Source organism: Oscillibacter valericigenes (assembly GCF_021531915.1).
In the GTDB taxonomy this organism is placed as follows: domain Bacteria; phylum Bacillota; class Clostridia; order Oscillospirales; family Oscillospiraceae; genus Oscillibacter; species Oscillibacter valericigenes_A.
Genome location: NZ_JAFBIV010000017.1, coordinates 1 through 25,319 on the forward strand (window position 1 = coordinate 1; position 25,319 = coordinate 25,319).

28 protein-coding genes are annotated in these 25,319 nt (G+C 62.1%); 9 read left to right on the forward strand and 19 right to left on the reverse strand.

The window, feature by feature from the left end; genetic code table 11:
• The 5 genes from JQM66_RS10180 to JQM66_RS10200 all read left to right on the forward strand — a co-directional run.
• Positions 1-1,178: polysaccharide deacetylase family protein (locus JQM66_RS10180; RefSeq protein ID WP_235229767.1), on the forward strand; the 1,178-nt coding region annotated here is incomplete at its 5' end.
• A gap of 17 nt (positions 1,179-1,195) precedes the next feature.
• Positions 1,196-1,552, forward strand: coding sequence for a hypothetical protein (locus JQM66_RS10185; RefSeq protein WP_235229768.1), 357 nt, complete (start codon positions 1,196-1,198; stop codon positions 1,550-1,552).
• Positions 1,553-1,577: 25 nt separating this feature from the next.
• Positions 1,578-1,970, forward strand: coding sequence for a cytidine deaminase (gene cdd, locus JQM66_RS10190; RefSeq protein ID WP_235229769.1), 393 nt, complete (start codon positions 1,578-1,580; stop codon positions 1,968-1,970).
• Complete coding sequence (locus tag JQM66_RS10195) at positions 1,967-2,209, forward strand: hypothetical protein (protein ID WP_235229770.1); 243 nt, start codon at positions 1,967-1,969, stop codon at positions 2,207-2,209. Before cdd ends, JQM66_RS10195 begins: the two co-directional genes overlap by 4 nt.
• Positions 2,202-3,017: an MBL fold metallo-hydrolase gene (locus JQM66_RS10200; RefSeq protein ID WP_235229771.1), complete on the forward strand. Its 816-nt coding sequence runs from the start codon at positions 2,202-2,204 to the stop codon at positions 3,015-3,017. Before JQM66_RS10195 ends, JQM66_RS10200 begins: the two co-directional genes overlap by 8 nt.
• A gap of 58 nt (positions 3,018-3,075) precedes the next feature.
• On the opposite strand, the gene JQM66_RS10205 is transcribed toward JQM66_RS10200, so the two are convergent.
• Positions 3,076-4,479 carry a GNAT family N-acetyltransferase gene (locus JQM66_RS10205; RefSeq protein ID WP_235229772.1) on the reverse strand — a complete coding sequence of 468 codons (1,404 nt, stop codon included), beginning with the start codon at positions 4,477-4,479 and terminating at the stop codon, positions 3,076-3,078.
• A 164-nt stretch (positions 4,480-4,643) separates the two neighbouring features.
• On the opposite strand from JQM66_RS10205, the gene JQM66_RS10210 reads away from it, so the two are divergent.
• On the forward strand, positions 4,644-6,098 hold the full coding sequence (locus tag JQM66_RS10210) for a sodium-dependent transporter (protein ID WP_235229773.1): 1,455 nt from the start codon (positions 4,644-4,646) through the stop codon (positions 6,096-6,098).
• Positions 6,099-6,287: 189 nt separating this feature from the next.
• Here JQM66_RS10210 and mreB read toward each other — a convergent pair whose 3' ends face one another.
• The 11 genes from mreB to JQM66_RS10265 all read right to left on the reverse strand — a co-directional run bounded on the left by mreB (position 6,288) and on the right by JQM66_RS10265 (position 15,092).
• Positions 6,288-7,313: a rod shape-determining protein gene (gene mreB, locus JQM66_RS10215; RefSeq protein ID WP_235229774.1), complete on the reverse strand. Its 1,026-nt coding sequence runs from the start codon at positions 7,311-7,313 to the stop codon at positions 6,288-6,290.
• Between the two features lie 107 nt (positions 7,314-7,420).
• On the reverse strand, positions 7,421-8,098 hold the full coding sequence (locus JQM66_RS10220; RefSeq protein ID WP_235229775.1) for a ComF family protein: 678 nt from the start codon (positions 8,096-8,098) through the stop codon (positions 7,421-7,423).
• Positions 8,095-8,337, reverse strand: coding sequence for a helix-turn-helix domain-containing protein (locus tag JQM66_RS10225; protein ID WP_235229776.1), 243 nt, complete (start codon positions 8,335-8,337; stop codon positions 8,095-8,097). The genes JQM66_RS10220 and JQM66_RS10225 overlap by 4 nt, the downstream gene beginning before the upstream one ends.
• Before the next feature lie 680 nt (positions 8,338-9,017).
• Entirely contained in the window at positions 9,018-11,222 is a 2,205-nt protein-coding gene (gene recD2, locus JQM66_RS10230) for an SF1B family DNA helicase RecD2 (RefSeq protein ID WP_235229777.1), read from the reverse strand.
• Positions 11,223-11,233: 11 nt separating this feature from the next.
• Positions 11,234-11,557 (reverse strand): hypothetical protein, encoded by a 324-nt coding sequence (locus JQM66_RS10235; protein ID WP_235229778.1) that lies wholly within the window; start codon positions 11,555-11,557, stop codon positions 11,234-11,236.
• Between the two features lie 93 nt (positions 11,558-11,650).
• Positions 11,651-11,881, reverse strand: coding sequence for a hypothetical protein (locus tag JQM66_RS10240; protein ID WP_235229779.1), 231 nt, complete (start codon positions 11,879-11,881; stop codon positions 11,651-11,653).
• Between the two features lie 2 nt (positions 11,882-11,883).
• Positions 11,884-12,099 carry a hypothetical protein gene (locus tag JQM66_RS10245; RefSeq protein WP_235229780.1) on the reverse strand — a complete coding sequence of 72 codons (216 nt, stop codon included), beginning with the start codon at positions 12,097-12,099 and terminating at the stop codon, positions 11,884-11,886.
• A gap of 1 nt (position 12,100) precedes the next feature.
• A complete protein-coding gene (gene ybeY / locus JQM66_RS10250) occupies positions 12,101-12,601 on the reverse strand; it encodes an rRNA maturation RNase YbeY (protein ID WP_235229781.1) in 501 nt (166 codons plus the stop codon).
• Positions 12,601-13,575 (reverse strand): PhoH family protein, encoded by a 975-nt coding sequence (locus tag JQM66_RS10255; protein ID WP_235229804.1) that lies wholly within the window; start codon positions 13,573-13,575, stop codon positions 12,601-12,603. The genes ybeY and JQM66_RS10255 overlap by 1 nt, the downstream gene beginning before the upstream one ends.
• A 15-nt stretch (positions 13,576-13,590) precedes the next feature.
• Positions 13,591-14,793 (reverse strand): sporulation protein YqfD, encoded by a 1,203-nt coding sequence (locus JQM66_RS10260; protein WP_235229782.1) that lies wholly within the window; start codon positions 14,791-14,793, stop codon positions 13,591-13,593.
• A complete protein-coding gene (locus JQM66_RS10265) occupies positions 14,790-15,092 on the reverse strand; it encodes a YabP/YqfC family sporulation protein (RefSeq protein ID WP_235229783.1) in 303 nt (100 codons plus the stop codon). The genes JQM66_RS10260 and JQM66_RS10265 overlap by 4 nt, the downstream gene beginning before the upstream one ends.
• 88 nt (positions 15,093-15,180) lie before the next feature.
• Here JQM66_RS10265 and JQM66_RS10270 point away from each other — a divergent pair, with 88 nt between their 5' ends.
• A complete protein-coding gene (locus JQM66_RS10270; RefSeq protein ID WP_235229784.1) occupies positions 15,181-16,095 on the forward strand; it encodes a nucleoside recognition domain-containing protein in 915 nt (304 codons plus the stop codon).
• Between the two features lie 63 nt (positions 16,096-16,158).
• Here the strand turns inward: JQM66_RS10270 and JQM66_RS10275 are convergent, their stop codons facing one another.
• The 6 genes from JQM66_RS10275 to deoC form a co-directional block, all read right to left on the reverse strand.
• Positions 16,159-17,100 (reverse strand): ABC transporter permease, encoded by a 942-nt coding sequence (locus tag JQM66_RS10275; RefSeq protein ID WP_235229785.1) that lies wholly within the window; start codon positions 17,098-17,100, stop codon positions 16,159-16,161.
• A complete protein-coding gene (locus tag JQM66_RS10280; protein ID WP_235229786.1) occupies positions 17,097-18,230 on the reverse strand; it encodes an ABC transporter permease in 1,134 nt (377 codons plus the stop codon). The genes JQM66_RS10275 and JQM66_RS10280 overlap by 4 nt, the downstream gene beginning before the upstream one ends.
• A 3-nt stretch (positions 18,231-18,233) precedes the next feature.
• Positions 18,234-19,742, reverse strand: coding sequence for an ABC transporter ATP-binding protein (locus tag JQM66_RS10285; RefSeq protein ID WP_235229805.1), 1,509 nt, complete (start codon positions 19,740-19,742; stop codon positions 18,234-18,236).
• A gap of 171 nt (positions 19,743-19,913) precedes the next feature.
• Positions 19,914-21,074: a BMP family lipoprotein gene (locus JQM66_RS10290; RefSeq protein ID WP_235229787.1), complete on the reverse strand. Its 1,161-nt coding sequence runs from the start codon at positions 21,072-21,074 to the stop codon at positions 19,914-19,916.
• A 128-nt stretch (positions 21,075-21,202) separates the two neighbouring features.
• Complete coding sequence (gene deoD / locus JQM66_RS10295; RefSeq protein WP_235229788.1) at positions 21,203-21,925, reverse strand: purine-nucleoside phosphorylase; 723 nt, start codon at positions 21,923-21,925, stop codon at positions 21,203-21,205.
• Positions 21,926-21,928: 3 nt separating this feature from the next.
• Entirely contained in the window at positions 21,929-22,585 is a 657-nt protein-coding gene (gene deoC, locus JQM66_RS10300; protein WP_235229789.1) for a deoxyribose-phosphate aldolase, read from the reverse strand.
• A 149-nt stretch (positions 22,586-22,734) separates the two neighbouring features.
• Here deoC and JQM66_RS10305 point away from each other — a divergent pair, with 149 nt between their 5' ends.
• Positions 22,735-24,021: a S1C family serine protease gene (locus tag JQM66_RS10305; RefSeq protein ID WP_235229790.1), complete on the forward strand. Its 1,287-nt coding sequence runs from the start codon at positions 22,735-22,737 to the stop codon at positions 24,019-24,021.
• Between the two features lie 50 nt (positions 24,022-24,071).
• Here JQM66_RS10305 and JQM66_RS10310 read toward each other — a convergent pair whose 3' ends face one another.
• The gene (locus JQM66_RS10310) at positions 24,072-24,728 is read right to left on the reverse strand and encodes an HAD hydrolase-like protein (protein ID WP_235229791.1); all 657 of its coding nucleotides are present in this window, start codon (positions 24,726-24,728) and stop codon (positions 24,072-24,074) included.
• A 121-nt stretch (positions 24,729-24,849) separates the two neighbouring features.
• Here JQM66_RS10310 and JQM66_RS10315 point away from each other — a divergent pair, with 121 nt between their 5' ends.
• A complete protein-coding gene (locus tag JQM66_RS10315) occupies positions 24,850-25,317 on the forward strand; it encodes a GNAT family N-acetyltransferase (RefSeq protein WP_235229792.1) in 468 nt (155 codons plus the stop codon).
• Positions 25,318-25,319 lie beyond the last annotated feature (2 nt).

A 25,319-nucleotide genomic window follows, 5' to 3' on the forward strand; every position in this document is an offset into this window, starting at 1 on the left:
GTCCCTCCCAGCCGGAGGCCCCCGCCCAGACGAGATCCCCGGAGCCTGACGCTCCCACCGAACCCGAGCCGGAGCCCGAACCGGAGCCCTACGCCATCCTGGACCCCACCGTTCAGCCTGATGGAGGTGTCCGGGACGGCGTGACCTATGTTCCCTATGACGGCGTGGTGGAGCACCTGTTCTTCCATCCCGTGGTGGCCTATCCGGAGCTGGCCTTTGACGGGGACTACAAGTCCGACGGCATCGACGACTGGATGGTCACCGCCGGGGAGTACCTGAAAATTCTGGAGAGCGTCTATGAAAAGGGCTACGTTCTGGTGGACATCGCCGACTGCTGGAGCGAGCAGACCAATGAAGCCGGAGAGACCCGCATGGTCAAGAACACCCTGTACCTCCCCGAGGGCAAAAAGCCCCTGATCCTCTCCTATGACGATGTGAACTATTACCAGTACATGCTGGACAACGGCTTTACATATAAATTGATTATCGGTGAGGACGGCAAGCTCTGGTCCTGGGGCCTGGACCCCCAGGGCAAGGAGGTGGTCAGCCGGGACCTGGACGCCGTAACCATCCTGGACAAATTCGTGGAGGAGCACCCGGACTTCTCCCCCTTCGGCGCCAAGGGCTGCCTGAGCCTGACGGGCTACGAGGGCATCCTGGGCTACCGCACCCAGACGGACCGGGAGAACTGGACACCGGAACGGGAGGCCAATCGTCAGAAGGAAATTGAAGCGGTGAAGCCCATCGTGGCGGAGCTGAAGCGCACCGGCTGGACCTTCGGCAGCCACACCTGGGGCCACATCAGCCTGAACACCCGCACTTATGAGACCGTCATCGCCGACATGCAGAAGTGGTTCGACGAGGTGGGCAGCCTGGTGGGCGAGACCCCCGTGCTGTTCTATCCCTTCGGCGGCCGCCTGGACGGCGACGACGTAAAGCAGTCCGGTCCCGCCTTCCAGTGGATGCAGCAGCAGGGCTTCCGCATCTTCTGCTCCGTGGGTATCGACTCCTGGTCCAAGTGCAAGAGCGACATCAGCGCCGTCATCTGCGACCGGCTTCACCCCGACGGCACCACCCTCCGCTCCGCCAAAAGCCGGGAGCGGTACATGAAATTCTACGACGCCAAGGATATCATTGATCTGAGCGTACGACCTCAAAGAGAGGTCGGCTGGGCCTGAAAAAGGAGCGATCCCATATGAAGCACGGTATCTGCCTGTTCATACTGTCCCTGCTCGTGGTGGCGGCACTGACCGCCTGCGGCTCCGGAGAAGCAGAACAGACTGAGGTGCCCCCTCTGACGGAAGTAGAGGCCATGACCGACGACGCTGCTGCCGAGGCCCTGTCCGGTTTCCGCCGCCAGGATATTCTGGATGCCTGGGGCCAGCCCCAGGACGTGTTCGACGCCCTGTCCAACCGGTATGTGGACCTTTATGACGCCCCGACTCTGGGCGGCTGGGTAGCCGTCCAATACGACATTTCGGGCTTGGCGGCCCCGGACACCGAGCTGAACACACTGCCGGTAGCATCCGTGGAACTCCAGACCATCGGCTGAGCGTATTTTTGGAAGGAGTGTTTTCATGACCCGTGAAGAACTGAAGGCCACGGCCGTTGCCATGCTGGACCGGGCCTACTGTCCCTATTCCCATTTCGCCGTGGGCGCCGCCCTGGAGTGCGCCGACGGTACGGTGTTTACCGGCTGCAACATTGAAAATGCCGCTTACTCCGCCACCATCTGCGCTGAGCGCACTGCCGTGGCCAAGGCTGTCAGTGAAGGCCACACCGACTTCGTCCGCATCGTGGTGGCGGGCCGGTGCGAGGACTTCTGCGTTCCCTGCGGCGTCTGCCGCCAGGTGCTGCGGGAGTTTGCTCCCAACATCGAGATCATCTGCCTCAACGGCAAGGGCGAGGAACAGGTCTTCACCCTTTCCCAATTGCTCCCCCACAGCTTCGGACCGGAGTTTCTGGCATGAGACTGACGGTGGAAGAGGCGGCGGCCCGCATTGCCGCCGCGCCGGACCACGACCTGTGCGTCCTGCGCATTGAGGAGGGGGACTTCGGCTGCGAGGAGCACCGGGACCCGGCGCCCCTGTGGCTGCTGTGCCAGCGGACTGACGGCACCCGGTTCTCTCTGGACATTCCCGAAACACGGGTGGACGCCCTGGGCCTCACCGAGGGCTGCACCTGCCGGGAGGAGGACCTGCATGGATGACCACGGAACGCTCTGGGTGCTGGCCGACAACAACACCCTCATCGACCGCTATTTCCTGGGGGAGCCCGCCGCCAGCTACTATCTGGAATTCGACGGCCTCCGCATCCTGCTGGACACCGGTTACTCCGATGTGTTTCTGCAAAACGCGGAACAGCTTGGCATCGATCTGGGCCACCTGACCCACATCGTTCTCTCCCACGGCCACAACGACCATACCAACGGCCTGTGGGCACTGGCGAAAGCATATGACCTGACCGGCATCCCCATTATCACCCATCCCCGGTGCCTGCTGCCCCGGTGGTATGAAGAGGAATACATCGGCCCTCCGGATAAAGGGATGCTGCCTCCTGGCTGTGACCACCACCCCAGTGCGGAGCCCCTCTGGCTGTCGGAGCACTGCGTCTTTCTGGGGGAGATCCCCGTGACCCACGACTTCGAGCAGCGCCGCCCCCTGGGCCGCATTTTACTGGACGGTCAGGAGCAGCCCGACCTGCTGACGGATGACACCGCCCTGGCCTGCAAGACCCCGGAGGGACTTTTCATTGTCACCGGCTGCTCCCACAGCGGCATCTGCAACATCGTTTCCCACGCCCAGCACGTCTGCGGCGAAGCGCGCATCGCGGGCATCCTGGGCGGCTTCCACCTTCCCCGGGCCAACAGCCGGGTGCAAAAGACCGCCGCTTTCCTGAACTCCCTGCATCCGGGTTCTCTCTACCCCTGTCACTGCGTATCCCTGACTGCCAAGATCGAACTGGCGAAGGTCCTGCCCATCCAGGAGGTGGGCTCCGGCATGTGCATCGAATTTTGAATCATCTACAGAAAGAAACGGCACCGGAAACTCCGGTGCCGTTGTTCGTTAACAAGTTTTACACGGACTTCTCAAAGTAGAAAAACGTCTCGTCCTCGCCGTTCTTCCGCATACAGGAGGACAGCATTTTATAGGACGCCCCGTTCTCCTTATAGCACTTTGCCACAATGCGGCTCAGGTGCAGCTGATACAGCCCCCAGTTGGCCACGGCGGCGAAGGCCTCCGTGCCGTAGCCGTGACCGGCATACGCCTTGTCGATGCGGCAGCCCAGCTCCGCGCCGCCCCGGCAATCGAAGCGGTACAGCACCGCCTCGCCGATGAGTTTCCCATCCAGCCGCACGGCAAAGTTCACCGCCTGACGGTTTTCAAAATCGGTCCGGGCCACGTTGAAGAAGCTGCGCTCCTCCACCGGACCGCCCAGGCCGCCCACGTCATCATAGCCCCACCAGCGGTTCCGCTCCCCGTCCAGCACCAGGGCATTGTAGGCGGGGATGTCCGCCTCGGTGAGGGCGGACAGGGTCAGCCGCTCCGTTTTCAGCTCCGGGATGGCCTCCACATGGCGCATGAGCTCGTTCTCCGGCTCGAAGCAATACTTGGCCCCCATTCTGGCGGGACCGTACTGCAGCTTGGAGGTCCGCAGGCCCCGGTCCGCCGCGTCGTCCTCCCGGTTGATCCACTGGCAGCCCTCGCCGAACTGGTCGGCAAAGGCCTGGACCATGGCGGGATACACGCCGGTGTAGGAGTACAGGGCCTTCTCAATATGGATGATGAGCGTCTCGCCGCACTTTTCCGCCAGGGCCAGGGCCACCAGCTTCTCCCCGTCGAACATGCCGCCCCCGATGAACCAGCTCTTGTCCACCATCCGCAGCATCTTCTTGGCCAGTTCCAGCTCGTCCCGGGCCTTGGCGTTATCGCCCTTGGGGAACTCCGCCTCGTAGTCCCGCCAGAACTGCTCAATGGCCCCGCTGTCTGCCGCTGTCAGCCGCCGCAGCTCTGCGCCGGGGCACAGGGCACGGAACTTCTTGATATGGTTCCGCTGGCCGGAGTACCGCCGTCCCGCGAACAGCTGCAGGTCCTGCCGGTAATAGAGATAGTCCTGCCAGGTGCGGAAGTTGCTGACCTGCACATAGGGGTAGCGGGCCATGAGCCGGGCCGCCTTGCGCTCGGGCACAACGGAGATCATGGGCCGCACACCCTGCTCCAGGCAATAGGTCTCGATAGCCGTCAGAGCGGCGTCCTCGTCTCCCTCGGGACCCGGCACGGGATAGTCGAACATCCAGTGCCCGTGGTGCTCATTCCGCACCACCAGGCAGCCGGCCACCTCTGTCCAGGCCGCATGCAGCACCGGACGCCACATGAGCTTGGTACCCACGGAGTATTCGCACAGGCCGTAGTCACAGTTCTGGTAGTATTTCCGCAGCTTCCCGCCGCCCTGCTTGGTCACCGCTTTGAATTGAAGCATAATATCCATCCTTTTATTGGGAATTTCAAAATTTAGTCAAACCATTCCAGGTTTTTTCGTCAAAACGCCCTCTTTCTCTTGACGACTCCCCCGGCATGTAGTATCCTATATGCATATTTCTAATATGGTATATGATTTTTTTTAATGAGAGAGGAGATATCATCATGGAACAGAACAGAGGTTCCTGGGGAAGCAACCTGGGCTTCCTGCTGGCCGCCATCGGCTCCGCCGTGGGCCTGGGCAACATCTGGGGCTTCCCCTATAAGATGGGCAAGTCCGGCGGCTTCACTTTCCTGCTGATCTACCTGCTGCTGGCGGTATTCGTGGGCTTCATCATTATGATGGGCGAGCTGTCCCTGGGCCGCAAGACCGGCAAGGGTACCGTGGGCGCCTACCATACCATGTCCAAAAAGTTCAAGTGGATCGGCTGGCTGGCGGTCTTTTCTCCCTTTGTCATCATGAGCTTTTACTCCGTTCTGGGCGGCTACTGCATCGAGTACATGTCTCTGAACCTGAGCAACCTGGCCTTCGCCGGAGCGGAGATCAAAACCGGCTCCGACCTGTTCGGCGCCATGCTGACCAACCCCTTCGGCTGCGTGATGTTCACCCTGCTGTTCCTGTTGATCTGCTACCTGATCAACCGAGGCGGCGTCTCCGGCGGCATTGAGAAGTTCAACAAAGTCGGCATGCCCGCCCTGTTCGTCATGCTGGTCATCATCATTATCCGCTCCCTGACCCTGCCCGGCGCCATGGAGGGTCTGAAGTTCATGTTCGTTCCCGGCTACGCCGTGAAGGCGGGTTTCATTGCGGAAGCGCCTAAATTTGCAACCGTGCTGGCCACTGCCGGCGGCCAGATGTTCTTCTCCCTGTCCCTGGCCATGGGCGCCATGATCACCTACGGCTCCTACCTCAGCAAGCAGGAGGACCTGGTGAAGAACTCCGCCATCATCGTGGTGGCGGACACCATCGTGGCTACTATGGCGGGCATCGCCGTGATCCCCGCCGCCGTGGCCAACGGCATCCAGAACGGCATCCCTCTGAATGAGATCGCTTTGGGCGGCCCCAGCCTGCTGTTCGTCACGCTGCAGGACGTATTCCAGGCCATGGGCACCGTGGGTCCCCTCTTCGGCGTCATCTTCTACCTGCTGGTGCTGATCGCCGCCATCTCCTCCGCCATCTCCCTGATCGAAGTGGTGGTCACCTACTTCATGGACCGGGCGGCGGAAAAGGGCAAGGAGGGTAATCGGCCCAAGGTAGTGCTGCTGGTATGCCTGGCTATCATGGTGGAGGCCGCGCTGGTGGCTGTGGATGGCCTGGGCAGCAACGGCATCTGGGTCCCCGGTCAGGCTTCCTTCGGCATCCAAGGCTGGAACGACTGCTGGCTGGACTTCATGGATATGATGTCCGAGGGCATCGCCATGCCTCTGGGCGCCCTGCTCATGAGCCTGATGGTGGGCTGGGAGATCAAGCCCAAGTCCCTGCTGGACGAGATCCATCAGGGCAGCAACGCCAGGATCGACGGCTTCTTCAGCTTCTGCATGAAGTTCATCGTTCCCCTGGGCATGCTGCTGATCCTGGTGGGCCAGATCGACACCTTCTTCAGCCTGGGTATCTTCTAAGATTTTTCCATGGCCGGGACCGCGGATGCGGTCCCGGCCTTTTATCAGGTTCCCCTGAAGTCTATCACATATTCCCGCAGGTCTCCGTTGTTTTTACAACACTTTCCGGAAACAGGAAGACAGTCCATAAAAAAGTCCGGGCCATTCGGCCCGGACCTTTTGCATCCAGGGAGAGTCTGCCCCTGAGGATCAGTTCATCTGCTTCCGGCGGGAGAGGTTCATGGTGCCGTCCTGCATACTGTTCAGGGAGTCCAGACTCTTGCCGGTGCCCAGAGCCACACAGGAGATGGCATCCTCCGCAATGACGGTCTGGATGCCGGTACGGGCGGCCACCAGCTTGTCAAAGCCGGACACCAGGCTGCCGCCGCCGGTCATGACGATGCCGTTGGTGGAGATATCCGCCACCAGCTCGGGGGGCGTCCGCTCCAGCACGGAGTGGATGGCCTCCATAATGCGCTCCACGGGCTCCTCGAAGGCGTCCATCATCTCGGTGGAGCTGACAGTGACCACCTTGGGCAGGCCGGTCAGCAGGCAGCGGCCCTTCACGTCCATGGTCTCCTCCTCGTCCTTGGGGAAGACGCAGCCGATCTGCTTCTTCATCTCCTCGGCGGTGCGCTCGCCCACCAGCAGGTTGTGGGTGCGGCGCATATACTTCACCACGGCCTCGTTGAGCTGGTCACCGGCGATCTTGATGGAGGCGCTCTCCACCACGCCAGAGAGGGAGATGACGGCAATGTCAGCGGTACCGCCGCCGATATCAACGACCATGTGACCGTCGGGCTTGGCGATGTCGATGCCGGCGCCGATGGCGGCGGCCACGGGCTCCTCGATCAGGAATACCTTCCGGGCGCCCGCCTGGATGCCCGCGTCGATGACGGCACGCTCCTCGACCTCAGTGATGCCGGAGGGCACGCAGATGATGACCCGGGGCTTGAAGAAGGAGAAGCCGGCCACCTTGTGGATGAACTCCTTCAGCATCCGCTCCGTCATGTCATAGTCGGAGATGACGCCCTCCCGCAGGGGGCGGATAGCCACGATGTTGCCGGGAGTACGGCCCAGCATGGCCTGGGCCTCGGTGCCTACCTTCAGCAGCTTGCCGGTGTTCTTATCCAGCGCCACCACGGAGGGCTCATTCAGCACAATACCCTTGCCCTTTACATAAACCAGGACCGAAGCGGTACCCAGGTCAATACCAATATCCTTTGCCATGGACATACGATTCCACCTCATTGTTCTTTCTGCTATATTGCATATTATAAACGGTTTTTTTATCCGCAATCATACAGTTTATATTATAACGGCAGCGTTCAACGATTGCAACCCTAATTCTTCCCCTGTTTGTGAACTTTTTTCGAAGTCTCCCGGGTCAGAGCCACCACCGCGCAGACCACGCGCTCCGCCCCGGCGTCCTCCAGCACCCGGACGCACTCCGTCAGGGTGGCCCCTGTGGTGCAGATATCGTCCACCAGCAGGATACGCTTCCTGGCGATGTCTCCCACCGGGTCGTAGACCCCCAGCACGTTGGCCCGGCGGGCGGCGGCATCGTGGATGCCGGACTGGGCCGGGTTGTCCATGACCTTTTCCAGCAGCCGCACCGGCTGGGTGTCCCACCGGCGGCAGGCAGCCCGGGCCAGCAGCTCCGCCTGGTCGTAGCCCCGCTTCCGCAGCCGCTTTCGGCTGACGGGCACCCAGGTCACTGTGTCGAACTCCCCGGAGAAATGCTCGGCGGCGCACCGGGCCACCAATTCTCCCATAGGCTCCGCCGCGGCGGAGGCGCCCTGGAATTTCAGGCGCAGCAGACCCTCCCGGGCCTTTTCCTCATACCATAGCGCCCCGGCGCAGCACAAACCGCCCGCCCCTTCCCGCAGGCCCTCGCGGCCTTCGATCCAGGGCAGGTCTTTTTCACACGCGGGGCAGATGCCCGGCTTTTCCAGGACCTTGCCGCAGAAGGGGCACTTGGGCGGAAACAGCAGGTCCAGAAACGCTTCCAGCAGGTTCATTTCTTCTTCCGGGGATAGGGCGTCGGCTCGTCCGTCAGGCCCACCAGGTAGTCCACGCTGACGCCGTAGAATTCTGCCAAGGTCACCACTGCATCCAGCGGATATCGTGTCGTACCAATCTCATACTGTGAATAGGTATTCTGACTGACATGTAGGATCTTTGCCACATCTTCCTGTGTCAGTCCTCTATCCATACGAATGTCACGAATCCTGCCATATTTCAAGATTTCCGTTCGCATATACTCATCACCTAAGTTGAGTATATGTATCTGAAATCCAGATAAATTTGTTTATCGTATTTCTAGATATTACATTATGTTTCGCAGGCTCCCTGCGGGGGATGCACCCCCCATTTTTCTTTAAAAAAGAAAAACGGGCCGTGCACGGTCCAAAAAGAAATGTCCCGCCGCTACGGCGGGAGTCGTTCTGGTCGGTGCGGCCATAACTTGCAGCCTTGTACCGGGTGCGCTATTCCCTTGCAAAACAGAGATGGTGCTTCCCCGCATTTTTGGGCGTGGTGCTGCTTTCGGGGCGGTTATCGCACGGCCTGTCCTTCTGGCCCCGCTGCCGCTGCCCGGATGCGCCAGGGTAGCGGCAGCGAAAAGCAACGCTGGTCCATACGTCTACCACCCCGAAAGCAAGTCGGAACTCTCACATGCGGCGGCGTTCTATCCCGGTTCCGCCCATGTCCGGCGCACCCGGCAGAAGGCCATCAGCTTACACGGGCACCGGTCACGGCAACTCCCGTTTTGCGCAAATAAGGCGCAGGGCCAAGCCCTGCGCCGGTTTTGCGCCAAAACATCTTTTCTTTTGACCGTGAACGGCCATTTTCTTTTCGATGGTTCGAAAAGAAAATGGGGGTTCATTCCAGCACGGCAAAGCCGTGCGTCGTCCCCGCCGCAGCGGACATCCCGCAGGCTCACTCCTTGCTGTGCGCCAGCCTCCACCGGAGGCCAGAGTATCTCCTCTGCTGGCGGTCATTCTCCGCCATGGCCCGCAGGGCGGCATCGTCGCCCACCACGATCAGCAGCTCCCTGGCCCGGGTCAGGGCCGTGTACAGCACGCCCCGCACCATGAGAGAGGGTGCCGCCGGCATGGCGGCCAGCACCACGCAGGGGTACTCGCTGCCCTGGGCCTTGTGGACGGTCTGGGCGTAGGCCAGATCCACCTCATTCAGCATCTCCACAGAATAGGTGGCCGTTCTGCCGTCAAAATCCACCGCCAGCCACTCCCCGGAGGGGTCGATCTGCAAAATGCGGCCCACGTCGCCGTTAAACATCCCGGTGCCCACGGTTCCGTCGGCCTTGGCCCACACCACGTCGTAGTCGTTCCGGGTCTGCATGATGCGGTCTCCCTCCCGGAACAGCCGGTCGCCCCACTGGAGCTCCCGCTTCTCCGGCGTCCTGGGATTCACCGCGTTCTGCAGCAGCCGGTTCAGGTTGACGGTCCCCGTGGGGCCCTTCCGGGTGGGGGTCAGGACCTGAATGTTCTCCACGGGGATACCCATTTTCTCCGGCAGCCGGGTCTGGCACAGCTCCACCACCGTGCTCATGGCCCGCTGGCCATCCCGGCGGCAGAGGAAGAAGTAGTCCCCCTGGTTGCTGTCCATCCGGGGCGGCTCCCCCAGGTTCACCGCGTGGGCGTTGCGGATGATGGCGGACTGCTCCGCCTGGCGGAACACCTCCCGCAGGAAGACGGTCTCGATGCGCCCGCTGCGGATCAGGTCGGAGAACACGTTGCCCGCCCCCACGGAGGGCAGCTGGTCCGCGTCCCCCACCAGCACCAGCCGGGTGCCGGGCCGCAGGGCCCGCAGCAGCGCGGAAAAGAGGCTCAGATCCACCATGGACATCTCGTCCACAATGACGGCGTCCGCCTCCAGGGGCTCCTTTTCGTTTTTCTGGAAGGTCACCTGATGGGTGATGTCATTCCAGCTCATGCCCAGCAGTCGGTGGACCGTCTGGGCCTCCATGTTCGTCAGCTCGCTCATGCGCTTGGCCGCCCGCCCGGTGGGAGCCGCCAGCACAATGTCCAGCCCCATCTTCCGGAACAGGGCCACGATGCCCCGCACCGTGGTGGTCTTGCCGGTGCCGGGGCCGCCGGTGAGGATGATGACGCCCCGCTCCGCCGCCAGCCGCACCGCCTGACGCTGCTGGGGGGCGTAGGTGATACCGGCCTCCGCCTCGATCTCCGCCAGAGTCCGGTCGGCCTGCCGGCTCTTGTCGGCCTCCACCTCCAGCAGCTTGTTCAGCCGCAGGCAGGCGGAGGTCTCCGCCTCCCACAGGCGGCGGAGGTAACAGGCGTCCTCGCCGGATACCCGCTCCTGCACCACGGCCCGCCGCTCCGTCAGATCGTCCAGGGCCTGCTCCACCAGTTCCTCGCCGCAGTCCAGCAGGCGGCAGGTGGCCGCCACCAGCTTGCCCCGGGGCAGGAACACATGGCCGTTGTTTTCGTTGTGGGATAGTTCGAAGGTCAGCGCCGCCTGGAGCCGCTCCCGGCTCTCCAGAGAGAAGCCCATGCTCATGGCGATCTCGTCGGTGACGGAGAACTCCACCCCGCAGATATCGTTGGACAGGAGATAGGGGTTGTCCCGCACCATCTCCAGCGCCGCGTCGCCGTACTGCTGCCGCAGCTGGATGGCCAGGGCCGGCGGCAGCTGGTACTGGCCCAGGAAGGCCATGAGCCGCCGCAGCCCCATGTGCTGCCGGAAGCTCTCGGCGATCTCCTGGGCCTTTTTCGCCGTGATGCCGCGGATACAGCTCAGCCGCTCCGGTTCCCGCTCCAGAATGTCCAGGGTGTCCGCGCCGAAGCGGTCCACGATCCGCTGGGCGGTGGCGGGGCCCACGCCCTTGCAGATGCCGGAGGCCAGGTAGCTCAAAATCTCCTCCTCATCCTCCGGCAGAGACCGATCCAGCTCCAAGGCCTTCAGCTGCTCCCCGTGCTGGGGGTGGGTCTCCCACACGCCGGAGACCGCCAGATGCTCCCCCGGCGCCACGCAGGGGATGCACCCCACCACGGTGACGACCTCGCCTTCCTCCGTCAGGAGGCGCAGGACCGTATAGCCGTTCTCGGCGTTTTGAAAGATCACACTATGTACGGTGCCCTCGCAGGCCGTCAGCTCTTCCATGTCCTACTTCCTTACTTCACTTGAAATTCTTTCGCGTCCACGACCTCCGCGTCCTTCTCCCGGTCCGCCAGATAGTTGGCCAGGGCCCGGGCGTCCTCCGTCAATCCGCAGTCCACCAGCACGATTTTGGCTCCCGGCAGCCGTCCCTGGACCCGCCGCAGTTCCCGCACGTCCGCCTCCATAGCCAGGGCCTCTCCCCGCAGGGGCAGCACCAGCAAAAGGCCGGGGACCGTGGGCCGCCCGGCGTGGAGCAATGCGCCCGCCACCATCCAAACCACCGTGGTCAGCCCCACGGCGGACAGAAACGCGATCAGCCCGTCTTGCAGCAATACCATCCCAAATCACCTCACGGTATCGTATGCCGTCCAGGTAAGGATGGTGATAGTTCCGTCTTGCTTACGCGGCGGTCATCGTATGGACTGTTATGCTTATTCCGATTCCTTTTTCTCCAACAATTTGTCCAGTCTCTCCTCCAGACAGTGCACCTTCCATAGGAGGTACCCCACCAAGCCAGCCAAAACTGCCACCAGCAGAAACAAGAGCAGGAATACCAGCGACTGCCGTGTCATACCAGCAAAAATAACCGCTAAAAAAACGAGAGCCAGCGCAGTCAACCCTGTTAAAATAGTCTCGAGAATCGTGCCTTTTATTTTACCCACGGTCAGTTCTCCCTCTCTTTCTCCTCCAGCAGCTTGTCCAAATTTTGCTCTACCCGGCCCAGCTTTTCCAACACGCAGGCCAGCAGAGCGACCACAACCCCCGCCGCCAGCAGAGCGGCGATGAACCATACTGCATCACCTAATACCGCCCCCAGCAGCATCAGCAGCGCATAAGCCAGAATGCTGAAGCCAGCCAGATACATCAAAAATGTACCCATTTCAATCCTCCCGCGTAATCCCCAGCTCCGCCAGGATGGCCTCCTCCCGGGCCCGCATCTGCTGCTTCTGTGGACCTTCGTCCAGGTGGTCATAGCCTAGCAGATGCAGCACCGAATGGGTCACTAAGTACGCCAACTCCCGCTGGCGGGAATGTCCATATTCTTTCGCCTGGGCGTCCACATGCTCCATGGAGATCACCATGTCCCCCAGGGGCACCAGCCCGGTGCCGGGATCCGCGTCCTCCTCCGTGGGTACCTCCCCAGGCGTCAGGTCAAACTCGGGAAAGCTCAGTACATCCGTGGCCCGGTCCACCTCCCGCATGTCCAGATTGATCTGGCGAATGTTCTCGTCATCGGTCAGCAGCACGTCCACCTCACAGGCAGCCGTGACGCCCTCCGCCGCCAGGGCAGTGCGGATGACCTTGCGGATCAAGGCGCAGCGGTCCTTGCTGTCCGCCCCCGGCACGTCAGAAGTGATTGGTATATAATGCTTTTTAGCCATTATCTTGTCCCTTTCCCGTTTTTCCGATTGGCGTCCCGCTCATAGGCCTCCACGATGCGCTGGACCATGACATGGCGCACCACGTCGGCGTTGGTCAGCTCGCAGATGCCGATGCCCTCCACGTTCTTCAGCACCCGCATGGCCTCCCGCAGGCCGGAGGGCTTGCCGTCCGGCAGGTCGATCTGGGTCACGTCGCCGGTGATGACGATTTTGGAGCCGAAGCCCAGGCGGGTCAGGAACATCTTCATCTGCTCCCGGCTTGTGTTCTGGGCCTCGTCCAGGATGATGAAGCTGTCGTCCAGGGTCCGGCCGCGCATATAGGCCAGGGGCGCCACCTCGATGTTGCCCCGCTCCAGGTACTTCTGGTAGGTCTCCGCCCCCAGCATGTCGAACAGGGCGTCGTACAGGGGCCGCAGGTACGGGTCCACCTTGCTCTGCAGGTCGCCGGGCAGGAAGCCCAGCCGCTCACCAGCCTCCACAGCGGGACGGGTCAGGATGATGCGGTTCACCTGCTTGTCCCGGAAAGCCTGGACGGCGGCGGCCACGGCAAGGTAGGTCTTGCCGGTACCCGCCGGGCCCACGCCGATGGTGATGGTGTTTTTCAGCACGGAGTTGATATACTCCTTCTGGCCGATGGTCTTGGGCTTGATGGGACGGCCCTTGGCGGAGATGCACAGCACGTCGCCGGTGAGCTCCGTGATCTGCTCCTCCTTTCCGGACCGCACCAGCCCGATGACATAGCGGACATTCTGCTCCCCGATGGCCTCTCCCCGGGAGGACAGGGTCAGCAAGGCCTGAATGGCCTTGCAGGCCAGCATAGTGTCCTCCGGCTCACCAGAGACCCGCAGTTCCCCGTCCCGGTTCACCACGGTGACAGAAAACTCCTGCTCCAGCAGACGGATATTCTCGTCGAAGGACCCGAAGATGTTGACGGCCTGTTCCAGCCGCTCAATGCTGATTCTCTGTTCCAAAATTCACTTCACTCCAGTTCATGACGGGCCGCTGCCCGATTCCTCTGTCAAAATAGGGACCCGTTCCCCAATTTCCTCCACGCACTCCGCCGATAGTGTCACCGTCAGCACACCGCCCCTTTTCCGGGAGGTGCAGAGGGTGGATGCGATCTCCCCGTAGGGCGCCACCTCTGTTTCCAGCTGTTGGGTCAGAATACGCTCTCCCAGCCGTCCCGCCCGGACCGGGTCCAACCGGACCTCCGCCGTTTCATAAAAGCGGCAGGTGTCCGTCACCAGCGTCACCGGCAGGGCAATGCCCAGCAGGGACCAGAAGGATCTTTTTGTTATTTTATCATAGTTTGCCCCTTCGATGCTACTATTTGAAAAGAATTTTACCCGCCGTTTTCCAAGTACCAGGGAGACCAGCTTTTTTTCCTTTCCGGTATACTGCTTCTCCTGCCCGGTCAGGGCGATGTCCGTGGTCAGTGTGTGCCAGGTACGGGCCTCCACGGAGCCCATTCCCGCCAGCACCCGGGCGCCGAAGGTGTCCAAGTCCTCCACACCGGAGATCAGCAGCTGTCCCTGGGTCACGGATGTCCCCGTTGGCACACTGGCCCTGCCGTTGAGGGCGTGGACCTTCAGCACCAGCCCGTCCCTGCGGGCCACCACGTTGGAGGGCGTCCGCTCATCCACCATCTCCGGGACGGGGACCCGCTCCCGCACCTGCACATAGGCCCGGCAGCCGGAGACGTTGACTGCTAGCCAGCACAGCTCCGGGATGTCCAGCAGCACCTGGTTCCGCAGTCCCTCGCCGTCCAGTGCCAGTCCAAAGCTGCCGATGCCCACCCCGTGCCGCTCCAGCGCCCGCAAAATTTCCTCCTCCGGCACGGTCTCATTGCCCTCGATCTCAAAATCCCAGACAAAAAAGGAGCCCAGAAACAGGGCCAGTCCGCATCCCACCAGCCCGATCAGCAGGGCCTGCCGTCGACGAAACCGCAGCAGGAAGAAAGGCGCGCCCTCCCGCCCCACCACCGTCAGGGCGCAGTCCAGCTTTTCCGCCGCCTGCCGCAGGACCCGGTAGTCCTGCCGGGAGACCCGGCAGGTAAAGGCGGTGGCGGACTCCCATTCCAGGTCCCAGAAGCTCAGGTTTCTGGCGCTGCACAGATTCAGCACCCGCTCCGGAAAGGCACACTCCGCCCGGATGCGCACCTGTCCCCGCAGGCGGTTCACCAGCCCCGTCATCCGCCCTTCACCTCCACCCACTCCACCGCCGCGATGCGGCCCCCGATGCGCAGCTCCTCCGCCGTCATGGCCAGCAGCGTCAGCCGCTCACCCCGGACCCGCAGGACCCCCGCCGTGGTGTTGGCGTCGATCTGGGTGTCACTGTAAGCCAGGATGCCCGTGTGATGCTCCAGATACAGCTGGCGGCTGCCCACCATCTCCAGGTGGGGCAGCCCCGCCACCACGTCCGCCGGCAGGTCGAACAGCTCCGCCACGGCGCTGAGGACTCCACCCTCCCTGTCCTTTCGATTCCGCTCCATTGCACTCACCTCAGGAAACGCTATGCGAAACCAGGCCGAAACTTGCATGGTTTTCCCCGTCCCGGCATAGGCTTTCCCGGTGATTGATATGAAAAAACGCGGTCGGACCGACCTGTTTCTGATCCTGTGCGGCATTTTGATCTGGTTTCTGACGGATGCTGCCCGCATCCGCGCCCAGGCGGCGGAGGCCCTGCTCCTTTGCGGGAAATCCGTGATCCCGGCCCTGTTCCCCTTTCTGGTGGTCTCCTCCCTGTTGATCGCCCTGGGCTTCGGGGAGTGGGTCTCACCGTATCTGGCAGGGCTGATGACGCCCCTGTTCCGTCTGCCGGGCCTTGCCAGCAGCGCCCTGTTGCTGGGGCTGGTGGGGGGATACCCCATCGGCGCCCAGACGGCGGCGGACCTGTACCGCCAGCATCTGCTGACCCGGCAGGAGGCGGAACGGCTGCTGACCTTCTGCAACAACTCCAACCCGGTGTTCCTCATCAGCGTGCTGGGGGTCGGCGTCTTCGGCAGTGTCCGGACGGGGGTGGCGCTGTGGCTGGTCCATGTTCTTTCGGCTCTGCTGGTGGGCCTGCTGTTCCGGGGCCACGGGAAAACCGCGGACCGACGGCAAGCGCCGTCCATCGCCTGCCGGGCCGTGTCCCTGCCCGCCGCTCTGGTGGCGGCGGTGCGGAACTCCGCCGGGGGGATGCTGTCGGTCTGCGCCTTCGTCACCCTCTTCTATGTGGTGGCCGCACCGCTGGAAGCCCTGGGTCCTCACCTGGGCACCGCCCTGGTTGGGGTGGTGGAGCTGTTCTCCCTGACCCCGCTGCTGACGCCCGACTTTTTTGGCTTCGTGCTGGCTGCCGGCTGCGCGGGCTGGGGCGGGCTGTCGGTTCTGTGCCAGACAGCGGCGGTGCTGGAGGGCACGGAGCTGGCTCTGCGGCCCTGCCTGCTGGGGAAGCTGGCCCAGGGGCTCCTATCCGCCCTGCTGGCCGTCCCGGTATGGGCATATCTGCTGTAAAAAATCCCCTCCGTTTCAAAACGGAGGGGATTTTCAGGCCGAAATATTCCACTTTGTATTGAATCACCGCTGTCCCTTGTCGTAAGGGATGCCCTCCGCTTTGGGAGCCCGGGACTTCTTGGAGGTAAAGGCCAGCACCACCAGGGAGATGATATAGGGCAGCATGTTGTACACAGAGCTGGGCAGTTCCAGGGCTTTCAGGAAATCAAAGCCGGTGTACACGTTGCCCAAAGCCCGGAAGAAGCCGAACAGCAGCGCCGCCAGGGCGATGCGGGTGGGCTTCCACTGGCCGAAGATCATGACCGCCAGGGCCAGGAAGCCGAAGCCGGCCACGCCGTTCTCAAACTTCCACTCGCTGACGCCGGCGGTGATGTACACGATGCCGCCCAGGCCGCCCAGCATACCGGAGATCAGCACGCCGGCGTAGCGCATTTTGTACACGTTGATGCCCACGCTGTCCGCCGCCTGGGGATGCTCGCCGCAGGCGCACAGCCGCAGGCCGAACCGGGTCTTGTACAGCACCACATAGGCCGCCGCCAGGGCGATCACCGCCAGCAGCATGAACCAGTTGAACTCAAAGCCGCCGATGTTCACCAGGAAGGCCTTCTTGGCGTTGATATACTGGATGGTGGAGGACACATTGTCCACGCTCTCGGCGGTGTTCATGGCTTTGACGAACACGGTGGCCCCCGCGGTGCCCAGCAGGTTCATGGCGGTGCCCACCAGGGTCTGGTCCGCCTTGAAATTGATGGCGGCCACGGCCAGCAGCAGGGAATAGAGCATGCCCAGCAGGACGGCGGCCAGCACCACCAGCAGGATCATCAGGACCGCGGAGGTGCCGTCAGGCAGGAACTTCATCATCAGTGCGCCGCCCAGGGCGCCCATGACCATGATGCCCTCCAGGCCGATGTTGATGACGCCGGAGTGCTCGGAGAAGCAGCCGCCCAGGGCCACCAGCACCAGAACGGAGGCAAAGATCAGCGTATATTGCAGCAGCAGGATCATTTCGCCTTCCCTCCTTCCTTGGCGGCCTTCTTTTCATCCAGCCGGTCCAGGCGGTTATTCAGCGCGTACTTGAAGAACAGCACGAAGCCGCACAGATAGATGATGAGGGCGGAGATGAAATCGGAGATCTGGGCGGAGTACATGGTCTTGTCCACGTAGGCGCCGCCGTTGGTGATGTGCTGGATGAAGTAGGAGGAGAGGATGGTCCCCAGGGGATTCAGGCCGCCCAGGAAGGCGGCGGCAATGCCGTTGAAGCCCATGCCGGGGATGGAGGACTGGGTGCACTGCCACTGCTCAAACCCGCTGAGGAACAGCATGGCGGCGCCCATACCGGCCAGCGCGCCGGCAATGGCCATGGTCAGGATCAGGTTCTTGTTCTCCCGCATACCGCAGTATTTGGCAGCGAACTTGTTGCAGCCGGTAGCTTTCAGCTCATAGCCCAGCTTGGTCTTTTCCAGCAGCACCCAGATGGCCACGGCTGCCAGGATCGCCAGGGGGATGGCGATGGTGACATACTGATTGTCGTTGAACCAGGCCATGCAGAAGGCGGGCAGCGGGGGCAGGATGGCGCTGGGATTGGCGTTGGCCAGGGTCAGAGTATAAGGGCTTGTCTCCTCCTTCACCAGTGTGAGGATGGTGTTCACCATGTACAGGCTGATCCAGTTCAGCATGATGCAGGAGATGACCTCGTTGACGTTGCAGTAGGCCTTCAGCAAGCCGGAGATGGCGCCCAGGACCGCGCCGGCCACGATGGCGGCCAGCAGGCACATGTACCAGGGCATATGCCAGGCCAGGGCACAGTAGAGACTGGCGCCCGCACCCACCACATACTGTCCGGCGGCGCCGATGTTGAAGAGGCCAACTTTATAGGCAAAGAGCACGGACAAGCTGCACATCAGCAGCGGCGCCGTCTTCACCAGGGTACTGCCCAGGTATTTCAGCTGGGCATTCCGGCGGGAATAGGTCATAAAGTTCTTGACGATGGTGACGATCGCTTCGCCGGCGCCGGCAGGGTTGATGAGCAGCAGCACCACATAGCCCACCAGCAGTCCGATGAGGATGCACAGCAGTGACGCCAGCAGCGACTGGACGGCGTTGTTCCGCAGCAGGGAACGCTTCTGTTCTTTCATGGCTTATGCTCCCTCCCTTTTCGCGCCTGCCATGTACAGGCCCAGTTCTTCCACCGTGGTGGTCTTGGGGTCCAGCTCGCCCACGATCTCACCCTCGTACATGACCAGGATGCGGTCGGACAGGGCCATGACCTCGTCCAGCTCCAGGCTCACCAGCAGCACGCCCTTGCCGGCGTCCCGCTGGGCCACGATCTGCTTGTGGATGTACTCGATGGCGCCCACGTCCAGGCCGCGGGTGGGCTGGACGGCGATCAGCAGCTCCGGATCCTTGTCGATCTCCCGGGCCACGATGGCCTTCTGCTGGTTGCCGCCGGACATGCTCCGGGCCACGGTGACAGGGCCCTGGCCGGAGCGGACGTCGTACTGCTCAATGAGCCGCCCGGCATAGTCCCGGATGGCCTTCCGCTTCAAAAAGCCCGCCTTGCTGACGAACTCCGGCTCGAAGTAGCGCTGGAGCACCATATTGTCCTCCAGGGTGTAGTCCAGCACCAGGCCGTGCTTGTGCCGGTCCTCGGGGATATGGCTCATACCCATGGTATTGCGCTTGCGGATGGGGGCCTGGGTGATGTCCTGTCCATCCAGGGTGATTTTGCCGCCCTTCAGCGGCTCCAGACCCGTCAGGCCGTAGACCAGCTCCGTCTGGCCGTTGCCGTCGATGCCGGCGATGCAGACGATCTCGCCCGCCCGAACCGTAAAGCTGACGTTTCTCACAGCGTCTTTGCTGTGGGTCTTGGATGCCACGGTCAGGCCCTCCGCCGCCAGGATGGTCTTGCCGGGCTTGGCGGGCTCCTTGTGGACCACGAATTCCACGTCACGGCCCACCATCATCCGGCTCAGCTCCTCCCGGGTGGTGTCCCTGATGTCGACGGTTCCGATGTACTTGCCCTTGCGCAGAACCGAGCACCGGTCAGCCACGGACATGATCTCGTTGAGCTTGTGGGAGATGAAGAGGATGCTCTTGCCCTCCGCCGCCAGATTCCGCATAATCTGCATGAGCTCCTCGATCTCCTGGGGCGTCAGCACGGCGGTGGGCTCGTCGAAGATCAGGATCTCGTTCTCCCGGTACAGCATCTTCAAAATTTCTGTCCGCTGCTGCATGCCCACGGTGATGTCCTCCACCAGGGCGTCCGGGTCCACGTGAAGGCCGTACTTTTCAGACAGGGCCAGCACCTTCTCCCGGGCCTCGGCCTTCTGGAGGAAGCCGTGTTTGCAGGGCTCCACGCCCATGATGATATTGTCCAGCACGCTGAAGCACTCCACCAGCTTGAAATGCTGGTGGACCATGCCGATGCCCAGGGCGTTGGCGTCGTTGGGATCCCTGATCTCCACGACCTTACCGTCCTTCTTGATGACGCCCTCCTCGGGCCGGTACAGGCCGAACAGCACGCTCATCAGCGTGGACTTGCCGGCGCCGTTCTCGCCCAGCAGGGCGTGGATCTCGCCCTTTTTCAGCTGCAGCGTGATATTGTCGTTGGCCACGATGCCGGGGAAACGCTTGGTGATATTCAGCATTTCAATGGCATAGGTCTGTTCCAATGTTCACGACCTCCCCCTGATTGCCTGACGGCAAGTATATTGATATCTTATTGTACTATACTCAGTCCCATAATTCAAAGGCATTTTCACATTTTACACAAAAAAGAGGACGGGAGAAATTCCCGTCCTCTTTGACGCAGGGGTAAATTACTTGATGTTGCCGTACTCGTTGACGGTGATGGCAGTCTCAGGCATGGCGGAGATGTCATTGGAGACGGTGATCTTGCCGTCGAACATATCCTTCACCAGGGCCTTGTAGTCGTCCTGAGAGAAGCCGTCGCCCCACTGGGTGGAGCCCATGGGGATCTGGACGTAGTTGGCCTCGGGATCGTCACCGGACACCAGGCCCAGGGTCTCGATCTTGCTGCCGTAGTTGGCCCAGTTGCCGGCGGCAACCTCGGTCAGCATGTGGTCCACGGTGGGAGCCAGACCCTTCATGGCGGAGGTCACGGTCATGCCGTCGCCATAGCCGCCGTCGATGATACCGGCCTGGTCAACGTCAACGCCGATGACCTTGCCGCCGACCTTGGCAGCAGCCTCAGCAGCAGAGGCATAGATGCCGCCGCCGCAGGCGAACACGACTTCCACGCCCAGGGTCTGATACCAGTTGTCCATGTACGCGGTGATATCGGCGTCGCCCCAGAACTGGTTGCCGTAAACATACTCCATGGTGACGTCAGCGCCGGTCTCAGCGGCGGCGGCGTCAGCGCCCTGGACATAGCCGTAGCCGTAGCGGACAACGGCGGGAACGGCCATGCCGCCCAGGAAGCCCAGGTGGGTGTAGCCCAGCTTCACAGCGGCGTAGCCGGCCATGTAGCCGCACAGCTCTTCCTGATACACAGCGCAGTAGACGTTGCCGGGCAGGGTGTAACCGCCCAGGTCGCCCTCGCCCACGTCCAGAGCGATGAAGGTGATGTCGGAATACTCGTCAGCCACCTGGGTGATGGTCTCGCCGAAGGCATAGCCGGGCATCACGATGACGGTGTAGCCCTCGTCCACAGCCTTTTCGACCATGGCCACACGCTCGGCGGTGGAGTCACCGGCGGGCTTGTAGTAGTTGAACTGGATGCCGTTGGTGTCGCAGTAAGCCTTGCAGGCCTCGTAAGTAGTCTGGTTGAAAGACTGGTCGGTGATATCGCCGTAGTCGGTGATCATGGCCACGCTGAAATCAGCGCCGGTCTCCTCGGCGGGCTGCTCGGTCTCAGTGGGCTTTTCCTCAGCGGGCTTTTCCTCGGTCTTGGAACCGCCGCAGGCGACCAGGGACAGGGACATGACCAATGCCAGAATCAACGCAAGAAACTTCTTCATTGGGATCTACCTTCCTTTTATCATGAAATTCTCCGGCAGCGCCGGAGGTACGACCCCGAAAGGTCGAGCCTATTATATCAACTCTTTGCTTCGATTTCAACAGAATTTCCGGAATGTTTTCCCTTTTGTCACATTTCCGGTTTCGCCATTTCCACGGCGGTTTCCAACGCGATTTTCATCATCTGCGTGAAAGTGCTCTGGCGGTCGGCGGGCGGCAGTTCCTCTCCAGTCACCAGGCTGTCGGAGATGGTGCAGATGGTCAGGGCCCGCTTGCCTGCCTCGGCGGCGTTGCAGTACAGGGCGGCGCTCTCCATCTCGATAGCCAGCACCCCCATGGCCCCCCATTTCAGCGTTCCCCCCATCTTGTTGTAAAACACATCGGAGGAGAGGAGATTGCCCACCGGCGGCTCCACGCCCATCCGCCGGGCCACCGCCACGGCGGTCTCCAGCAGTTTGAAATCCGCAATGGGGGCAAAGGTGCCGGGCAGGCCGAACTGGTGTGCATAGTTGGAGTCCGTGCAGGCACCCTGGGCCATGACGATGTCCCGCAGCTTCAGCCTGGGAGAGATGGCCCCGGCGCTGCCCACCCGGATGATGTTGTCCACATCGTAGAAATGGAACAGCTCATGGGAGTAGATGCCGATGCTGGGGATGCCCATGCCGGAGGCCATGACGGACACCGGGGTGCCCTTGTAGGTGCCGGTCCAGCCCTGGACGCCCCGGACATTGTTCACCAGCTTGGCGTCTGCCAGAAAGGTCTCCGCGATGAATTTGGCCCGCAGGGGGTCCCCGGGCATCAGGACCGTCTTGGCAAAAGCGCCGGAGGCGGCTTCATTGTGTGGCGTACCCATGGCTCACTTCTCCATGGCCTTGACGGCCTTCACGATGCGGCTGGTGCCCAGGCGGGAGGCGCCCAAATTGATGAAATCCTCGGCGTCCTTCAGGTCGGCGATGCCGCCGGCGGCCTTGATCTTCACGTTGGGGCCGATGTGCTTGGCGAACAGGGCCACATCCTCCCGGGTGGCGCCGCCCCCGCCGAAACCGGTGGAGGTCTTGATATAGTCCGCGCCGGAGGCGGTGACGATCTCGCACAGCTTCACCTTCTCCTCGTCGGTGAGGAAGCAGCACTCGATGATGACCTTCAGCAGCTTGCCCTTGCAGGCTTCCTTCACGGCCTTGATCTCCGAGAGCAGTTCCTCCCATTTCTGATCCTTCACCCAGCCGATGTTGATGACCATGTCCACCTCTTCCGCGCCGTTTTCCACGGCATCCGTCGCCATAAAGCACTTGGCGGCGGTGGTATCATAGCCGTTGGGAAAGCCGATGACGGTGCAGATGGGCAGCTTGCCCTCCACGTACTCCGCCGCCTGCTTCACATAAGAAGCGGGGATACACACGCTGGCGCAGCCGTACTTCATGCCGTCGTCGCAGATCGCCCTGATCTGGTTCCATGTAGCCGTCTGGGCCAGCAGGGTGTGGTCGCATTTGCTCAAAATGTCTTTCAGTTCCATTTGAGAGATCTCCTTTATCATAAAATAAGGCGGTGCGGCCTGTCTCACTGCTGGAATTATAGCAGGTTTTTCGTCTGCTGTCCAGCAGCAGGACCTTGCCAAGCCCCTCCGCCGGTGTTAAAATAGCACCACGAAAAGGAGGCTCATCCATGAAAACACGCTTTTTTGCCATTCTCGGCGCGCTGGTCCTGCTGGTGAGCGCGGTCCCCGCCGCTTCCGCACTGGAGGGCGAGTCCCTCCGCGCCGCCGACACGCTGGCCGCGCTGAACATCGTTCGGGGAGACTATGGGCTGGACGCCCCTGCCACCCGGGCCCACGCGGCAGTGCTGCTGGTCCGTCTGGCGGGCGCCGGGAGCAAGGCGGCTTCCGTCACCAGCCGTTCTCCCTATTATACCGCTCCGGCCTACGCCCGGAGCTCCATCGCCTACGCCGCCGGACAGGGCTGGATCACCAGTCTCTCCGCCCAGTCCTACCGGCCTGACGCCCCCGTCACCGCCGACGCATGGTGCTCCATGCTGCTGCGGATGCTGGGATACTGCGACAAGGCCGGGGATTTCACCCCCTCCGGTGCCGCGGCTTTTGCCCGGCGTATCGGCCTGCTCACCCAGCCCCTCTCCGGCACGCTGACAAGGGGGCAGCTTTTCCAGTCCATGCGGGACGCCCTCACCTTCTCCTATAAGGATGGCTCCGCCACTGTGGTGGAGCGTCTGGTGGAGCAAGGCGCAGTGTCCCGGGCCACCGCAAATGCGCTGGGCCTGCTGACGCCGGAGCTGACTGCCCGGCAGGCGGCGGACCGCCACATGGCCGCCGTGTTCTGCCTGGATACCTACGAGACCCAGAAGGAGATCGACGCCAAGGAGCCCTCCGCCAACGCCAGCGGCTTCTTCATCAGCGCCGACGGTCTGGCCGTTACCAACTACCACTCCATTGCGGACAGCATCTTCGCCACCGCCACCCTGGCCACCGGCGAGGTCTATCCGGTGGAGGAAGTGGTATATTACGATACCGGCATCGATATTGCCGTTCTCCGCGTCTCCCGGACCTCCACGGAGGGCAAGTCCACCTCCGCCTTCGCCTGTCTGGAGCTGGCGGGCACGGATGATATCCGCGCCGGCGACACGGTGTACACCCTGGGCAACCCCCTGGGCCTGGGGCTGGCAGTCAGCTCCGGCATCATCAGCTCCCCCGCCCGGGATGTGGAGCGCTACACCCTGCCCTGCGTCATGAACACCGCCGACATCTCCCGCGGCAGCAGCGGCGGTGCCCTGCTGAACGTCTACGGCCGGGTGATCGCCGTCACCTCCGGTGCCTATACTTACGGCAACAACATGTATCTGGCGGTCCCCGTGGACCCCGTCATGGATGCCGACCTGACGGTCCCCGGCAAGACCTTGGCGGAGGTCGCCAAAATCGAATCCGCCAAGGCAGAGGAGTAAACAGGAAAAGGACGTCCCCACGGGACGTCCTTTTCCTATCCTTATATCCTTCAATGGCTCAAAATAAACTGCTCCAGTTCCTCTGCGGTCCGGACCACGGCCACGGCGCCGGCTTCCTCCAGCTCGCCGGGGGCGGCGTAGCCGAAAAATTCCACGCCCACACAGTCGATGCCGCACTCCCTGGCGCCCAGCACGTCGAACTTCCGGTCTCCCACCATCAGAATGGAGGGCTTGTCCGCCTCTGTCAGGCCTAGGCGCCGCATGGTCTCCCGGATGACATCGGCCTTTTCCCAGTCACCCACTGGGGGACTGCCGGTGATGGTCTCCATGCTGGGGGCGAAGCCGAATTTTTCGCAGATGGGCACGCACATCTCCTCCGGCTTGGAGGAGGCCAGTGCCAGCACATAGCCCCGTTCCTTCAAACGGGCGCACAGTTCTGCCATGCCCGGAGCGGCGGCATTCTCAAATTTGCCGATGGGGGCATACCGCTCCCGGAACATCTCAATGCCCTGAATGGCCTCTGCCTCCGTAAAGCCGCAGAACCGCATAAATGAGTCCTGCAGGGGCGGGCCGATGAACTTGATGAGGGTGCTCTCCGGCGGTACCGGCTTCTCCATCCGCTCAAAGGCATATTTCAGGCAGTTGAGGATGCCCTCCTTGGAATCCGTCAGCGTGCCGTCCAGATCAAAAAAAATGTAGCGATACATAATCAGTCCACCCTTTCGGCAAGAATTTTATCATCATTTTTCCCGCTCCGCAAGTGGCAATCCGCTCCCCGGTGTGGTAAACTCTCTGCATGCAGCAAATTGGCGGCAGGAGGTTTGAGAAATGGCACTGGAGTACAAACGGGCCACCCTGGCGGACCTGGATATCCTGGTGGAGACCCGCGCGGAGGTCCTGCGGGCGGCCAACCGGCTGGATGCTTCCGCAGATATGACGCAGGTGGAGCGTGAAACACGGGCCTATTACCGGTCGGCTCTGGCGGACAGCACCCACACGGCATATCTGGTCTTTGACGGAGACCTTTTCGTGGGTGCCGGCGGCGTCAGCTACTATTCCGTCATGCCCACCTACCACAACCCCACCGGCCAAAAGGCCTACATCATGAACATGTACACCCGCCCGGCTTACCGCAGGCAGGGCATTGCCAGGAGGACCCTGGACCTGCTGGTGCGGGACGCCGAAAGCCGGGGCGTCCGCGCCATCTCTCTGGAGGCCACGGAGATGGGCAGGCCCCTGTATGAAGCATACGGATTCGTGCCGATGACCTCTGAAATGGAGCTTCCGGAAGCATGAAA